The following is a 15,260-nucleotide window of genomic DNA, read 5'->3' as shown; positions in this document are numbered from 1 at the left end:
ATGCCGCGAGGCTGGACAGTCGTTTTTTCAATGGCGTACTCCGAATTCGAGCGCCGCGTTCGCTCCCGGGTCGGAGACGAAGGCGAGAACGCCGCTGTTGAAGATGAAATTGCCCGGTCGGCCCGCATCGGCCTGCACCACGCCCAGCACGGGCGCGTCGTAGCTCAGCACCGCGGCAGCACCCGCCAGATTGAAACCGTTGCCGGCCACCGTGGCATCGTGGTTCTCGCCCTTGACACTGACCAGCGCATAGCTCCCGTCGGCCGTGCCGGGCGTCAGGCTCTGCTGCAGGCCGAACACACGCAGCCCCGCATTCGCGGCCGACTCGCGCACCAGGTGCACCGGTACGGCGACGCCGTTGACCAGGCCAATCACCATCGAGCCAGTGAGCGTGCCGCCGGTGGTCACGGCGCTGCCCGTGGGCGAGGTGGTGAACAGGTCGAACGAGGCGCGCGTGGTGTTGTAGGCGACGTAGCCCTTCTCGGTCTGCGTGCAGTTGGCGTCGTAGATCATGAAGCCGCCCGACACCGGGTCGCGGCAGTACTGGAAGGTGCCCGCATTGCGCAGCCGCACGGCCAGCGACTGCGCGCTGGTGCCGCTCGTGCCCTGCTGCACACCCACCGCGTTGAAGATGTTCGCCACCGACTTGAAGTCGCCCGACACCGGCGCCGCCGCGAAGGTGTTCTGGAACGCCACCAGGGGCGCAAAGCCGCCGCCGCTGGGCGCGTTCACGCCGCCCGACACCACGCCGCCGGGCCCGAAGCTGAACACCGCGCCGCTCTCGGCGCTCGAATAGCTGCAGTTGCCCTCGGCAATGAGCGAGCCGGTGCGTTGCGTGCCCACGGTGCGCTGCAGGCTGGCGTCGATGGTTATGGCGTAGGTCATGGCGGCGGGGTCGATCTGCACGCGCAGCTCTTCGCCGAAGCTGTTGCCGCCCTTGTAGCTGGTGACGGAGGCGGGCAGGTTCGGGCAGGCCAGCGGGTCGCCGACCTCGGTCACGCAGCTGTAGTTGACGGCCGCGTCCAGGCTGCCGCTGCCGCGGTACTTGGGCCATGCCGGAAAGCGGCACAGCGGGCGCGTGCGGCCATAGGTGCCGGCCACCGCGTCGGCCGCGATGCCGGTGGCGGGCGCGAGGCCGCCCTCTACCCAGCCTTCGAGCGCGGCGAGCGAGTCCCAGTTGGGAATGAAGCTGCCGGTGCCATGGCCCATGCCGGGCACGGTGTAGAAGCGCATGCCCTGGTCGACCGCCGCCTGGCCCAGCGTGGCGACGACCTGCTTGTAGTAGTCGATGGTCGAGTTGTTGCTGATCACCTCGTCGGCCAGCCCGTGCAGCATGATGAGCCGGCCGCCATGGCCGAAGAACGGTGCCAGGTTGGGGTTGGTCGCGTCCGTGAGGTTCGATACCGCCGTCACTCGCGCGGTGTAGGTGCCCGGGTCAAGTGGGTCGAAGGTGAGCGAATCGAAGGCGTCGATGCGCGTGACGAAGTACTTCACCCACTGGTCGCCGGTGACGTACATGTTGGCGTCCAGCGAGGTCGCCGGGTTGCCCGGCACGGCGCGCGTGCCGAGGTCGCGCGTGGTGTACGGGCCGGCCACCAGCGTGCCTTCGAGGATGTTGTAGCCGCCCGCGCGCTTCACGCCGTTGGCCAGCGAGTAGGTCGTGAAGTCCAGCGGGTTCTCGATGGCGCGCACGGTGTCGAGCTGCGCGTCCGACAGGCAGGTGTTGCCCGTGTCCGTGCCGCCGGGGCAGCGCAGCGAGGCCAGGATCTGCATGTTCAGCAGGCGGCAGCTCTCCACGTTGCTGATGAGGTTGTCGGCTGCGCCGTCGAGCTTGTCGCAGGCGTTCATCACGGTCTTCTGCACCAGCAGCGTCTTGGTCACGTTCATCCAGCCCGCGCCGCCGTTGCGGTACAGGGCGCGGCCCACGGCCACGTTCGACAGGCGCGTGCCGGTGTAGTTGAGCGCGGGTTCGTTGGCGATCACGCCGTCGTAGTCCAGCGGCCAGCGCTGGATGTAGCTCAGCGCGTCGCGCCCGCCGGTCGAGGTGCCGAGAAAGTAGGCGTGCTTGGGCGCCATGCCGTAGCGCGCGAGCACCAGCGCCTGCGCCACGTCGCGCGTCTTCTTGAGCGAGAGGCCGCCGTAGTTGGCCAGCTGCTCGTCGTTGGCCGCGAACTTGCCGTCGGTGATGCTGCCCGACTGGTGGCCCGAGTCGTCGCCGTAGGTGGCGTAGCCCAGCGCCAGCGGCGCGGGCTTGTCGGCGGGGCCGAAGCGGATGACCTCGGTGCCGTCGATGAGCACGCCGTCGAAGCCGCCGCCGCCGAAGTGGATGGTCTTCTGGTTCCACTTCTCGGGCAGGTTCACCGCGAAGTTGATGACCTGCGAAGCGGGGTCCACCGGCTGGATGGTGCCGCGCACGCGGCAGTAGTCGCCGAGCGTGTTGCCCACGTCGCCCGCGGCCACGGGCGTGGCACTGGTGACGGTGGCGCCTTGCGTGGGCAGACTGATGAGCGAGGCGGGCAGGCTCTTGCCCGACAGGTCGGCACAGGAGACAACCGGCTGCACGGGCGGGGGCGGCGGGTTGTCGGGCGGGCCGTCCGGCGGGTTGTCGGCGGGCGGGTTATTGCCGTCGCTGGCGGGCGGGGTTGTGGGCAGGATCGGGAGGAAGCCGGCACCGCCGCCTCCCCCACCGCCGCCACCACAGGCGACAAGGATCAGCGAAATACCGATCGCGGAAACGACGGCACGAAACATCGAGGCGGGGCGCGTTGTGCGCATGGATTTGTCTCCGGCATGCGGCCTCGGTGGGCCGCTTTTTGAATAGGCGGCCGGACGATAGATTCAGGGTGACTTAGGGTCAAATAAAATAACAAGGCACTCTTCATACGAAAAAAATATGGACATACGGGCACTGCGCTACTTCGCCGCCGTCGCGGAGACCGGCCACATGACACGCGCGGCCGAGCAACTGGGCATCCAGCAGCCGCCGCTCAGCCAGCAGATCAAGACGCTGGAACGCGAGCTGGGTGTGCTGCTGTTTCGCCGCCATCCGCGCGGCGTGGCCCTCACCGACGCGGGCCGCCTCTTTCAGACCGAGGCGCTGCGCATGCTGCAGGACATGGACGCCATGAAGCAGCGCATGGTGCGTGTAGCCAAGGGCCAGGCCGGCACGCTCGCAGTCGGCTTCACCAGCTCGGCCGCGGCGCACCGCTTCATGCCCGAGGCGCTGCGCGAGTTCCGCCGTGCGCACCCCGCGGTGGAGCTTCAGCTGCGCGAAGACAACGCCGCCGAACTCACCGAGGCGCTGGCCGCGGGCCGACTGCACTGCGGCCTGTTGCGCGTGCCGGTCGCGCGGCCCGAGGGGCTGGTGTTCGAGACGCTGCTGCGCGAGCCGGTGCTCGTTGCCATGCCCAGCGACCATCGCTTTGCCCTCGGCCGCAACAAGGCCTCGCGCCCGCTACCGCTCGCGAAGCTGTGCGAGGAAGGCATCATCCTCGTGCGCCGCCCCGGCGCGCCCGGCCTCTATGCCGACCTGCTAGCGCTGTGCCACGCCAAGGGCCTGCGCCCGCGCGTGGTGGCCGAAGTCGATCGCATGATGACCAACCTGAACCTAGTGGCCGCCGGTGTCGGCCTGTCGGTGGTGCCGGCCTCGATGACCGGCGTGCACGCACACGCCATCGCCTATGCGCGGCTGGCCGATGGCGGCCAGCTCGATGCGCCGCTCACGCTGGTGTCGCGCGTCGAGGAAGACAACCTGCCCGCGCAGCATTTCGCGGAGCTGCTGCGCAGGTTGGCTGTCGAAAATCCGGGGTCATGAGCTTGCTGCGGCGTCGTCATTTCATCCAGCGCGCGGGCGGCGCGCTCGCGACGGCGATGTGCGCGCTGCCGGAGGTGTCGCATGCCGCGCCATGGCCAAGCCGCCCGGTGCGCCTGATCGTGGTCTACCCGCCCGGCGGCGTGAGCGACGGCATGGCACGCGTGCTGGCAGAGCCTCTGGCGCAGTCGCTGGGCGTGCCGGTGCTGATCGAGAACCGTCCCGGCGCGGGCGGCAGTCTCGGCATGGATGCGCTCGCGCGCGCAACACCCGATGGCTGCACCCTGGCCTTCTCCGCCATCAGCCCGCTCACGCTGCACCCGCTGCTGGCGCGCGTGCCCTACGACCCGCAGCGCGCCTTCGTGCCCGTGGCCAGCGTGATGCGCACGCCGGTGCTTGTGGTGGGCACGCCGGCCTTCACAGGGCACGGCTTCGGTGAGCTGATCGCGCAGGCGCGCAGGCAACCGGGCGAGGTGCGCTGGGCCACCTCGGGCGTGGCGACCATCGGCCACCTGGTGCTGGCGCAGGTGCGCATGCAGAGCCGCACCGACATCACGCACATCCCCTACCAGGGCGGCGGGCCTCAACTCAACGATGCGCTGAGCGGACAGTTCGAGGTGCTGTCGACCAACGTCGCGGCGCAGCAGCTTCAGTACATCGAAGGCGGGCGCTTCCAGGCGCTTGCAGTCGGCGCGCCTGCTCGCATCGAGGCACTGCCCGCGGTTCCCACGCTCGCGGAGCTGGGCTTCGAGAAGGCGAACCGCGATTCGCTCTTCGGCATCTTCGCGCCGGCACGCACGCCTGCGGCGGTGGTGCAGCGGCTCAATGCGGAGATCAATCGTGTGCTGGACAGCAGCGTGGTGCGTGCGCGGCTGCGTGGGGCATACAACCTGCCGGCCGGTGGTGGCACCGACGATTTTGCGCACGAGATTGCGGTTGATCGACGGCGCAATCGCGAACTGGTCGCGGGCGACCGCTCGCAGTTCGACTGATTACTTCTCGGCGACCCAGAGCCTCGGGTAGTCGCGCACGAAGCCGTCTTCCGTCACGCTCAACGTCGCCGCATAGTCGAAGCGCTTGGCCTCGTAGGCATATTCGCTCTCGCTACGCCGCTCGTAGCGCTGCGCCAGCTCGCTCAGCACGCCACCACCATCCAGATCGACCCAGGCCGCCGGAGCATCGGCGCCCTCGCCCTTCGCCAGGTTGAGCCGTCGCAACTGCAGCAGGTTGGTTGCAGGCGTGAAGCCCAGGTCGAGATCGACGCAGTGCGACAGGTCGGGCACCGCCTCGTCGTTGAGCTTCCAGTGGCCACGCGGGTCGCGGGCAATCGACAGATCGACGGCCACGTCGCCCAGCCAGCCGCGCACGGTGCCCCATTGGGTGTGCCAGTGCAGGTCGCAGCGCACGCGGTAGTGCAGTTGGCCGATGCGGCCGTCTTCCTGTCGGAACACGGCCGCGCCATCGAGTTGCCAGGCCGAGGCATTGCGTTCTAGACGGCAGGCGTCGTGGCCCGGTACATCGAGCCTGCGCCAAAGGATGGAGGCGACTGTTTGCATGGCGCGGATGATGGCACCGGCATGCTGCACCGCGCAAGCAATGACCCGCGCGGCCGCAGGTGGTGGTCAGGTTCCGGGAAGACTATCGGCGTCGCATGACGCCGCCATCTGCCGATCTTCCAGCCCCTCCCCCGCCGCCGGCCCCGCGCTGGCTCGACTGGATCGACCGCGCGGCGATGCCCTTTGCCATCGCAATCGCCCTGCTGCTGTTCGCCCAATGGCCGCTGCGCGACCTGGCCGGCTCGGGCAATGGCCCCACGCAGGCCAACGACCTTGCGCAGTGGCTGTTCGCGCTGTACGTGGCCGTGGCGCTGCGGCACGCCGGGCGCCGCGGCGCGCACCTCGTGGCGCGGCCCGACCTGGCTGCCGACACCAGCGGGCGCTTTGCGCGGCTGCGCCGCATCGGCGCGGCGCTGTGCGTGCTGCCGTGGGCGCTGTTCCTGATCGTGACGGCCACGGTGCCGGTGTGGCGCTCGGTGGCCGCGTTCGAGCTGTTCCCCGACACTTTCAACCCCGGCTATTTCATGATCAAGGTGGCGCTGCTGCTGCTCGCGGTGTTGCTGGCGGTGCAGAGCGCGCTCGATCTCCTGCGCGAACTGCGCCATCCACGAGGGCACTGAATGGCCTGGCTCGGACTCGCCCTGCTCGCGCTGGCCCTGGCGCTGATGATGACCACCGGCTGGCCGACTTATGCCGTGCTGCTCGGCGTGTGCACGCTGGGCGCGCTGGCCGGACTGGCGCTGGGCGCGTTCGATGCGGCGCTATTGCAGAACCTGCCGTGGCGCATCGTCGGCCTGCTGGAGCACGACCTGCTTCAGGCGCTGGCGCTCTATGCGCTGGTAGGCGCGCTGCTCAACCGGCTGGCACTGGCCGAGCACCTGTACAACGGCTTGCGCAAGGCGCTGGCTTTCGTCGCCCCGCGCGCCGCATCGGAGCTGGCCGGCATGGTGCTGGGGCTGATGCTCGCGCCGATGAACGGCTCGGTCGGCGCCAGCCTGCTGACGCTGGCGCGCACGGCCGGCAAGGGCTGGGCAGCCGAAGGCCTGCCCGCGGCACAACGCACCGCGCTCGTGGCCGTGACCAGCACGCTGGGCGTGATCGTGCCGCCATCGCTTGTGCTTCTGCTGCTCGGCGACGCGATGCTACGCGCCCACACCGAGGGCGTGAACATGGCGCGCACGCTGGCCTTGCCCACAGCCAATGCCAACCGCATCGTCAACACACAGGACATCCTCCAGGCCGCACTGGTGCCAGCAGCGGCGCTGCTGATCGGCTGGCTCGCGGTCGCGTGGTTCGGCGCCCGGCGCAACAAGCCCGCCGCCACTGCAGCACCGCGCGAGCCGATGCAGCCGCGCGAAGGCTGGACGCTGCTGCTCGTGCCCCTGCTGATCGGCGCTTTGCTCGTGCTGGTCACGCTGGGCAGGGTGCGCGCGGTCGAGGGCGCGGCCGCCGCCTGCGTGCTGCTGCTCGGCTGGGGCCTGGTGTCGCGCCAGCTCACGCGGGCGGTGCTGTGGCAGGTGCTCGACGACGCGATGGCGCTCACCGGCGCGCTGTATGCGCTGCTGGTGGCCGCGACCACTTTCTCGCTGCTGTTGCGCGGCTTCGGCACCGACGGGCTGATCGCGCGGCTCATGCTGTCGCTGCAGGGCCACCCCATGGTCGGGCTCATGGCGGTGCTGGCCGTGCTGCTGGCCTGCGCCTTCGTGCTCGACGCCTTCGAGCTGATCTTCCTCATCGTGCCCATCGTCATGCCGCCGGTGCTCGCCCAGCTCGACGACGCCGCATGGATCGCCACGCTGACCCTGCTGGTGCTGCAGGCCGGCTTCCTGCTGCCGCCTTTTGGCTATGCGCTGGTGCTGGCACGCGGGCAGGTCGCGCCGCGCCCGCCGGTGGCTGCCGTGGCGCGGGCACTGGCGCCTTACCTGGCGGTGCTCGCCACCGTGACCGCGCTGGTGATGGCGCTGCCCGAGACCACGCGCTGGCTGCGCACCTCGCCAACCGCGCTCGCGCCCGCCGAGCCGATGAACGATGAAGCGGTGGACCGCCTGATGCGCGAGATGGCGCCGCCCGACACCGGCGACAGCGCCGCTCCACCAGAGGAGAAATAGCGCCGCGGCGTGCCGCACAATGCGCGGCGTATGACATTCAAGCTCCCCGTCGCACTCGCGCTCGTCCTGTCCTTCAGCGCCAGCCACGCGGCGGCGTTGAAAGACGGCGACATCATCTTCCACACCTCGCGTTCGGCGCAGAGCATCGCGGTGCAGCGCGCCACCGGCTCGCGCTACAGCCACATGGGCATCGTGCTGTTGCGGGGCGGCAAGCCTTATGTGTTCGAGGCGGTGTCGACGGTGCGCTACACGCCGCTTGCGCAATGGACCGCGCGCGGCAACGGCGGGCACTACGTGGTGAAGCGGCTGCGCAATGCCGACACGCTACTGACACCAGGCGCAGTGGCCAAACTGCGCGCGGGCACCTCTGACTTCGAAGGGCGGCCCTACGACCTGACCTTCGAATGGTCCGACAAGCGCATCTACTGCTCCGAACTCGTGTGGAAGCTCTACCAGCGCGCGCTGGGCGTGCGCATCGGCGAGCTGCAGAAGATCCGCGAATTCAACCTGGGCGACCCTGCGGTGCGCGCCAAGATGCGCGAGCGCTATGGCGACAAGGTGCCGATGGACGAGCCGGTGATCTCGCCGGTGGCGATGTTCGAATCGCCGCTGCTCGTGACCGTCGAAACCCGCTGACCGAATCTCCCCCGCACGGGCACACGCCGCCCGACCGCGAGACAATCGTGGCCGTGAGTTCACAGACCCAGCCACCGTCACCTGCGACACCGCCGATCCGCCGCATCGCGCACCTCGACATGGACGCCTTCTACGCGTCGGTCGAGCTGCTGCGCTATCCGCAGCTCAAGGGCCTGCCGGTGGTGATCGGCGGCGGGCGGCGGCGCGTGGACGAAGCCATCCGCAACCTGCCCGAGGGCGGCACGCTGGCCGACATTCCGGTCGAGTCCTTTCCGCTGCTGAAGGACTACACCGGCCGCGGCGTGATCACCACCGCCACCTACCCGGCGCGGCAGTTCGGCGTGGGCTCGGCCATGGGGCTCATGAAGGCGGCCAAGCTGTGTCCGCAGGCCATCATCCTGCCGGTGGACTTCGACGAGTACCGGCGCTATTCGCGCGCCTTCAAGAACCTCATCCTGGAGGTCGCGCCGCTCATGGAAGACCGCGGCGTGGACGAGGTGTACATCGACTTCACCGACGTGCCCGGCGGCCAGCGCGACGGCGGGCGCTCGCTGGCACGACTGCTGCAAAAAGCCATCTTCGATGCCACCGGCCTGACCTGCTCCATCGGCGTGGCGCCCAACAAGCTCATCGCCAAGATGGCGAGCGAGTTCAACAAGCCCAACGGCATCTCCATCGTCTACGAGGACGATCTCGAATCGCGCATCTGGCCGCTGCCCTGCCGCAAGGTGAACGGCATCGGCCCCAAGGCCGACGAGAAGCTCAAGCGCTTCGGCATCGAAACGGTGGGCCAGCTCGCGGCGCGCGACCGCGACTGGCTCATTGCCACCTTCGGCAAGGCCACCGGCGCATGGATGCACGAGGTGGCCTGGGGCCGCGACAACCGCCCGGTGGTGACCGAGAGCGAGCCCGTGTCGATGAGCCGCGAGACCACCTTCGACCGCGACCTGCACGCGGTGCGCGACCGCGCCGAGCTGGGCGCGATCTTCACGCAGCTGTGTGAGCAGCTCGCCGCCGACCTGCAGCGCAAGGGCTACGTGGGCAAGACCATCGGCATCAAGCTGCGCTACGACGATTTCAAGATCGCCACGCGCGACCAGACCATCGACCGCTTCACGGACGACGCGAAGACCATCCGCCACACGGGCGGTCTGTGCCTGAAACGCGTGCCGCTGGAGCGCCCGCTGCGCCTCCTGGGCGTGCGTGTGGGCGCGCTGGCAAAGGCGGGCAGCCCCGAGGCGCTGGCGCCCGCCGGGGCCGGTGCGCATCGCGCCGCGTCGGAACCGGCGGCGACCACCGCGTCGCTGTTCTGAACACGCCATGGTGAAACGCTGGCTGCGGCGCATCGCCTTCACGCTGCTGGGCTTCGTTGCACTGGTCGGCCTCTACGTAGCCACGGCCTGCGTGCTGGTGTTCTGGCCGGCCAATGCGAAGCCATCGAACGATGCAGCCGCCGACGTGCAGGCCTGGGTGCTGAGCAACGGCGTGCACACCGACTACGTGTTCCCCATCCGATCGGCCACCGTCGACTGGCTGCAGGTGTTCCCGCTGAAAGACTTCAAGGCGCCGCCGCCCGATGCCGAGTTCATCGCCATCGGCTGGGGCGACCGCGAGTTCTACCTGAACACGCCCACCTGGGGCGACCTGACGGCGGCGCGCGCCTTCGGGGCTCTGTCGGGCGGCAACCGCGCGCTGATGCATGTGAGCTACCTGCGGCGCAACCAGCTGGGGCGCGGCGCCTACAGCCTGCCGCTCTCGCAGGCGCAGTACGCGCAACTGGCCGGCTACGTGCGCGCCGCGCTGCCCTCGGGCCAGGCCACGCCCATCGCGGGCGCGCACTACGACAGCCAGGACGCCTTCTACGAAGCCGAAGGCGGCTACAACCTCTTCGAGACCTGCAACACCTGGACTGGGCGCGGGCTGCGGCGCTCGGGCGTCACCGTCAGCCGCTGGACGCCCTTCGACTTCACGGTGACGTGGCACCTGAAGCCGGTGCGGCCCTGAGCGACGAAGCTCAGGGCTTGGGTACGCCGGCCGACCACTGCGGCCAGTTCGCGACGATGTGATCGACCACGCGGCTGCCCACCAGCTCGATGTTTTCCACCGTCTCGGCAAAGCCGCCGGCCGTTTCGCCCGGTGCAGGGTCCAGGTGCTGCAGCGTGGTTTCCTTCGGGCTGCCCTGGTCGAAGTTGACGGCGCCGCGCAGGCTCATCACGCGGTCGGTGCCGTGGGTGCGCTTGATCACGAGGGTGATGGCGGCGGCTTCCATTTCGGTGATGACGTAGTCGTCGGCACCGTAGAGCTTGGCGATGTACTGCGCCTGCTTCGACATGCCGGGGCCGTGGAAGAAGGTGTCGCCGGTCATGTGCGTGCCGGTGCCCACGAAGGGCGCGCGGCGGGCCGCGGCATCGGGGTAGCGCAGGCGGTACTTGCGGGCCGAGTCGGCGTCTTTCAGCGGCGTGTCGGCCGAGAGCTTCATGGCCCAGCCCACGAGGTCGGGGTTGAGCTTGAAGCGGCGGTATTCCTCGTAGCCCTTGCGCGGCATGAAGGTCGGCTCGCCGGGCTTGTTCTCTTCGGGTGCCCAGCGGTGGCCCAGGTCGTAGTCGACCAGCCAGGTGGCCCAGCTCACTTCGCCGATGGTGCCGCGCGAGGGCGGAGTGCCGGCCACGCCCGAGATCACGTAGTAGCTCTGCGAGAAGTCGAACTGCGGGTTCAGCAAGATGGCCTGCATCGACGACGACGAGTTGACCTTGCCCATGCCGAGCACCGCGCCGCACACGCCGTCGGTGTTGCAGTACACGGGCTGCAGTGCGCCGGGCACCGCAATGGGCCTGGCGCCCTTCCAGTAGCGCTCGTACCAGTGCTGGAACTCGCCGGCGCGGTCACCGGTGTTCTGGCCGATCTCGAACATGGCGGCGACGAAGACCTTGACCTTCACGGGCGCAGCCGGGGCAGATGCGGTCGGGGTCGAAGTGGAAGCACAGGCCGTGAACAGCAGCGCCGCGGCGGGCACGGCCAGCCAGCGGGCGGTGAAAAGGGAGGGCTTGAAAGAAGTCATTCTGGAACCCGTTAAGAAGGACAAGGACGGCAGGACAAGGACAACAAGCGCGTCCGGCGTCCTACAACCGCCGATTGTCGGTGCTGGCAAAAGCGCGATGTAACGCCATCACGCAAACACCATGCCGGACTCTTCCACTCCTGCAAAGCCTCCGTCAAAGCCGACGCCCATCGCCAACGGCCTCGTCTACGTGAACCCCGACATGCCCGGCATCCGCCGCCTGAAGCACGGCGAGCGCTTTCGCTATCGCGATGCCAAGGGGCAATGGCTGCGCGACGTGGACGAGATCTCGCGCATCCGCATGCTGGCCATTCCGCCGGCCTACACCCAGGTCTGGATCTGCCCGCTGCCCAACGGCCACCTGCAGGCCACCGGCATCGACGCACGCGGGCGCAAACAATACCGCTACCACGCCGACTGGCGCTCGATGAAGGACGAGACCAAGTTCGACCGCCTCGAAGCCTTCGCGCTCGCGCTGCCGCGCATCCGCGCCCGTGTGGCGCGCGACCTGCAATTGCCAAGGGGCCAGAAGGCGCCGGGCCGCAGCCAGGTGCTCGCGGCGGTGGTGCGCCTGCTCGACACCACGCTGCTGCGCGTGGGCAACGAGGAATACGCGAGCAGCAACGGCTCCTACGGCCTCACCACGCTGCGCAACCGGCATGCGGCCGTGCAGGGCCAGGCCCTGCGGCTGCGCTTTCGGGGCAAGAGCGGCGTGATGCACGAGGCGAAGCTCGACGACCCGCGCGTGGCCAGGGTGGTACGGCAATGCCAGCAACTGCCGGGGCAGGCGCTGTTCCAGTACGTGGACGAGGATGCAGAGGGAGGCGGAAATGGCGAACTGCGCAGCGTCTCGTCCACCGACGTGAACGACTACCTGGCCGAAGCCGCGCAAGGCGAGCGCTTCACCGCGAAGGATTTCCGCACCTGGCACGGCACCGTGCAGGCGCTGGAACTCACCCGGCTGGCCTGCGAGCCGGGCCGCACCGCTGCCGACGGCACTCGCTACAGCGCAAAGGACATCCTCGCGGCCGTCGCCAGGCAACTCGGCAACACGCCCGCAGTCTGCAAGAAGGCGTACGTGCACCCTGCCGTGCTGGCGCTGGGCAGTGCGCTCTCGGAGGGCGACGAAGCCACCGGCGCACTGTTCGAAAGGATCGCTGGGCACGGCACGGCCAGGCCATCACGTGGGCTGCATGCGGCCGAACGGCGGCTGCTGGCCTTCCTGCGAGCGCCACGGGGGAGGCGTGCAGCGCGAGGCCGCAACAGCAAGACTCAGTTGCCGGTCGCGAGCACGAGGCGCACGCTGTCGCCATCCAGCGCCACGGCGTAGCCAAGGTCTTCAGCCAGGTTCTGCAGCGCGACGGCGTCGATGGCCAGGGCGCGCGGTGCGCGGTGCGCATCGAGCACGGCGGGCGTGCCACCGGGTTCGCGCGGCAGGGCCGTGAGGCGCAGTGCATTCGCACCATCTGCCTCGACACGGATCGCCCCCGCCTCGGCCGCACCGTCGTGCAGGTACCCCAACGCCCCGAGGAACAGATAGCGCAGGGCTGCCGCGGCAGGCCAGCGGTGCTCGTCTTCCTGCGGATCGAGCGAGGCATCGGCGTCGAGCGACACGCCGTGCAGGTCGAAGGCCGAGCGCATCAGCGCCACGCATTGCGCCACCAGCGCGCTGCGGGTGATGCCGTCGTCGGTGGTGGCCAGTTCCCAATCGCGCAGCGAGCGGACGGCTTCGATCAGCTCCGACACCTGGTTGTCTATCAGCGCCACCCGCTCTTCGCAGGCCACGGCGTCGATGGTGGCGGCGCCAACCTGCCGCTTGAGCATCAGCAGCGCCATGCGGATCACCGAGACGGGCGCCGCCATGTCGTGCCGCAGGGCGGGCAACGCACGTGTGAGCAGTTCGTGGCGCACGCCGGCGGCGATCCAGCTGCGCGCACTGGGCGAGGCCTTCATTGCGCAGCAGCCACGGGCGTCGGGTTCATCGGCACGGTCACGAGGTACTTCCTGAAACGGGGGAGTTAACAAGTATCGTGCCCGACCCCGGGTGCGGGTGTAGGAGCGTGCCTACGATGGCCCCGCCCACCGGTTGGGAATGTCCGGAAACGGCGCGCCGACGCTCGGCCCTGCCTCTACCTTCGTGCCTCCGTCCACTCCCGCCCCGATCGATCCTCATGACCCCAGAGCAGAACAAGCGCGCCGTCACCGAAGCCTGGAAGGCCTTTGCGAGCCGCGACCCGCAGCGCATCCAGGCCGTCTTCACCGAAGACGCCGAATGGCTGGCGCCCAAAGGCAACGCGACAGCGGTGGCGCTCGACGTACCCGACCACATGATCGGACCGGCTGCGATCGCGCACTTCCTGGTCGAGGCCTTTCCCAAACTCTTCGTCGCAGACGTCGCGGTGAGCTTCTCTCACCTGTACTGCGACGGCGACACCGTGATCCTCGAAGAGCGCATGCAGGCCACGCTGGCCAGCGGCAGGCACTACGACAACGACTACTGCTTCGTCTTCGAGCTGCGCGAAGGCCGCATCGCCCGGGTGCGCGAGTACATGGACACGCAGAAGGGCCGGGCCGCGATCTTCGGTTGAATCAGCCGACCGGCGCGCAACGCGCCTGCAACTCGCGCTTGAGCAGCTTGCCGTTGGCCGTGGTCGGCATCGCGTCGATCACCTCGATGCGGGCCGGGCGCTTGTAGGGCGACAGATGCTCGACAAGGTGCGTGCGCAGAGCCGCCTCGTCGAGCACCGCACCAGGCTTCAGCTCGACGAAGGCGACGACCTGCTCGTTGCCGTCGGCCTCGGGCACGCCGACCACCGCGCACAGGTGCACGCCGTCGAAGCGGCCGATGACCGCCTCGATCTCCGCCGGGTATACGTTGAAGCCCGAGCGGATGATCATTTCCTTCAGCCGGCCGACCACGAACAGCGCGCCGTCGCTGCCGAAGCGCCCGAGATCGCCGGTGGCGTACCAGCCGCCGGGGCGCATCACCTGCGCCGTGGCGGCGGCATCGCGGAAGTAGCCGAGCATGAGGCCGGGGCCGCGCAGCCAGATCTCGCCGGTATCGCCGGGCGCGGCGTCATTGCCGTCGAGGGTCACGATGCGGGCCTCGCCGCCTTCCACCGCGTAGCCCGCCGAGGTATCCGCGCGCGGCGACTCGGTGCGCGTGAGAAACACCGAGCCCGCGTACTCCGACAGCCCGTAGCCATAGTGCAGCGGCTGGCCGAACAACTGCTCCACGCGCTGCTTGAGCGCCGGATCGAGCGGCGCCGAGCCGGTGTAGACGTAGCGCAGCTGCGGAAAGCGCGGCGCCACGCCCTCCGCCTCGATGTGGGCCAGCAGGCGCGCATACATCGTCGGCGGCCCGAGCAGGTTCGACACCTGTTCGTGCGCCAGCGCCTGCAGCATGTCGGCCGGCGAGAAGCTGCCGCGCAGCACCAGCGCGGCACCGCCCGTGAGCGCGGCCATCAGCACCGTGCCGATGCCGAAGATGTGCGTCATCGGCAGGAAGGCGTAGGCGCGGTCGCGCTCGCTCAGCGCACGCACCTGCGCCGAGACGCGGCCGAAATGCAGCAGGCCGCGGTGCGACACCATCACGCCCTTGGGCGTGCCCGAGGTGCCGGAAGTGAAGATGATGGCGGCCGTGTCGGCCAATGCCGGGTCGGGCTCGGTGCGCGCTTCGGCACGCACGGCCGAGCGCATCACGCCTTCGAGCGCGGAAGGCTCTGCACCGGCCCTCTGCGCATGCCTTTCAGCAGCTTCGGATGCCCCGGTCGTGAAGTAGCAAAGCCGTGCATCCGCACGCTCCGCAATGGCCGTGATCTCGCCCGGCGACATGCGCGCATTCACGCCGCACGACCACGCCCCGACGCGGCTGCAGGCCATGAGCAGCGCGATATGCGCGGCGCAGTTCTCGGCCACCAGCACCACGCGGTCGGTCGGCCGCACACCGGCGGCCAGCAGGTCGTTTGCGGCGGCATCGACCATCGATTGCAGCGCCGCATACGTCGTCGTCCCAGCGGGTTCGAAAAGAAAGACAGCCTCCGGCGTGTGAGCCGCGCGTGCCTCCAACAACTGATGAATCTTCTGCATCG

At 69.2% G+C, this 15,260-nt stretch carries 14 protein-coding genes; 9 read left to right on the top strand and 5 right to left on the bottom strand.

Going from position 1 to position 15,260, the window contains the following annotated elements; genetic code table 11:
• Positions 1-27 precede the first annotated feature (27 nt).
• Entirely contained in the window at positions 28-2,775 is a 2,748-nt protein-coding gene (locus ACN9MV_RS07645) for a tannase/feruloyl esterase family alpha/beta hydrolase (RefSeq protein WP_426391742.1), read from the bottom strand.
• A 118-nt stretch (positions 2,776-2,893) separates the two neighbouring features.
• Here ACN9MV_RS07645 and ACN9MV_RS07640 point away from each other — a divergent pair, with 118 nt between their 5' ends.
• Both ACN9MV_RS07640 and ACN9MV_RS07635 read left to right on the top strand, forming a co-directional pair.
• Positions 2,894-3,814, top strand: a complete 921-nt coding sequence (locus ACN9MV_RS07640) for a LysR family transcriptional regulator (protein ID WP_426391741.1) — start codon at positions 2,894-2,896, stop codon at positions 3,812-3,814.
• Positions 3,811-4,803: a Bug family tripartite tricarboxylate transporter substrate binding protein gene (locus ACN9MV_RS07635; RefSeq protein WP_426391740.1), complete on the top strand. Its 993-nt coding sequence runs from the start codon at positions 3,811-3,813 to the stop codon at positions 4,801-4,803. Before ACN9MV_RS07640 ends, ACN9MV_RS07635 begins: the two co-directional genes overlap by 4 nt.
• Here ACN9MV_RS07635 and ACN9MV_RS07630 read toward each other — a convergent pair whose 3' ends face one another.
• Positions 4,804-5,367, bottom strand: a complete 564-nt coding sequence (locus ACN9MV_RS07630) for a putative glycolipid-binding domain-containing protein (RefSeq protein WP_093050349.1) — start codon at positions 5,365-5,367, stop codon at positions 4,804-4,806. It abuts the gene before it with no gap.
• A gap of 95 nt (positions 5,368-5,462) precedes the next feature.
• Between ACN9MV_RS07630 and ACN9MV_RS07625 the strand changes: the two genes are divergently transcribed.
• The 5 genes from ACN9MV_RS07625 (at position 5,463) to ACN9MV_RS07605 (ending at position 10,115) form a co-directional block, all read left to right on the top strand.
• Entirely contained in the window at positions 5,463-5,987 is a 525-nt protein-coding gene (locus ACN9MV_RS07625; RefSeq protein ID WP_093049090.1) for a C4-dicarboxylate ABC transporter substrate-binding protein, read from the top strand.
• Positions 5,988-7,475: a TRAP transporter large permease subunit gene (locus tag ACN9MV_RS07620; RefSeq protein ID WP_093172301.1), complete on the top strand. Its 1,488-nt coding sequence runs from the start codon at positions 5,988-5,990 to the stop codon at positions 7,473-7,475.
• A 30-nt stretch (positions 7,476-7,505) separates the two neighbouring features.
• A complete protein-coding gene (locus ACN9MV_RS07615; RefSeq protein ID WP_093172302.1) occupies positions 7,506-8,111 on the top strand; it encodes a YiiX family permuted papain-like enzyme in 606 nt (201 codons plus the stop codon).
• A gap of 119 nt (positions 8,112-8,230) precedes the next feature.
• Positions 8,231-9,424, top strand: coding sequence for a Y-family DNA polymerase (locus ACN9MV_RS07610; RefSeq protein ID WP_093049081.1), 1,194 nt, complete (start codon positions 8,231-8,233; stop codon positions 9,422-9,424).
• A gap of 7 nt (positions 9,425-9,431) precedes the next feature.
• The gene (locus ACN9MV_RS07605) at positions 9,432-10,115 is read left to right on the top strand and encodes a TIGR02117 family protein (protein ID WP_093172304.1); all 684 of its coding nucleotides are present in this window, start codon (positions 9,432-9,434) and stop codon (positions 10,113-10,115) included.
• 10 nt (positions 10,116-10,125) lie between these two features.
• Here the strand turns inward: ACN9MV_RS07605 and ACN9MV_RS07600 are convergent, their stop codons facing one another.
• Positions 10,126-11,169, bottom strand: a complete 1,044-nt coding sequence (locus ACN9MV_RS07600) for a purine-nucleoside phosphorylase (RefSeq protein WP_426391739.1) — start codon at positions 11,167-11,169, stop codon at positions 10,126-10,128.
• Positions 11,170-11,290: 121 nt separating this feature from the next.
• Between ACN9MV_RS07600 and ACN9MV_RS07595 the strand changes: the two genes are divergently transcribed.
• Positions 11,291-12,499 (top strand): DNA topoisomerase IB, encoded by a 1,209-nt coding sequence (locus tag ACN9MV_RS07595; protein ID WP_093172308.1) that lies wholly within the window; start codon positions 11,291-11,293, stop codon positions 12,497-12,499.
• Here ACN9MV_RS07595 and ACN9MV_RS07590 read toward each other — a convergent pair.
• Positions 12,442-13,122: a hypothetical protein gene (locus ACN9MV_RS07590; protein WP_093049069.1), complete on the bottom strand. Its 681-nt coding sequence runs from the start codon at positions 13,120-13,122 to the stop codon at positions 12,442-12,444. The genes ACN9MV_RS07595 and ACN9MV_RS07590 overlap by 58 nt on opposite strands.
• Before the next feature lie 218 nt (positions 13,123-13,340).
• Here ACN9MV_RS07590 and ACN9MV_RS07585 point away from each other — a divergent pair, with 218 nt between their 5' ends.
• A complete protein-coding gene (locus ACN9MV_RS07585; protein ID WP_093172309.1) occupies positions 13,341-13,757 on the top strand; it encodes a nuclear transport factor 2 family protein in 417 nt (138 codons plus the stop codon).
• A 1-nt stretch (position 13,758) separates the two neighbouring features.
• Here the strand turns inward: ACN9MV_RS07585 and ACN9MV_RS07580 are convergent, their stop codons facing one another.
• Positions 13,759-15,258 carry a class I adenylate-forming enzyme family protein gene (locus ACN9MV_RS07580; protein WP_093172310.1) on the bottom strand — a complete coding sequence of 500 codons (1,500 nt, stop codon included), beginning with the start codon at positions 15,256-15,258 and terminating at the stop codon, positions 13,759-13,761.
• Positions 15,259-15,260 lie beyond the last annotated feature (2 nt).

This window comes from Variovorax sp. R-27, assembly GCF_049913215.1.
Classification (GTDB): domain Bacteria; phylum Pseudomonadota; class Gammaproteobacteria; order Burkholderiales; family Burkholderiaceae_C; genus Variovorax.
The sequence above is the reverse complement of the archived record's forward strand: the minus strand, read 5'-3'. Positions and strand labels throughout refer to the sequence as shown.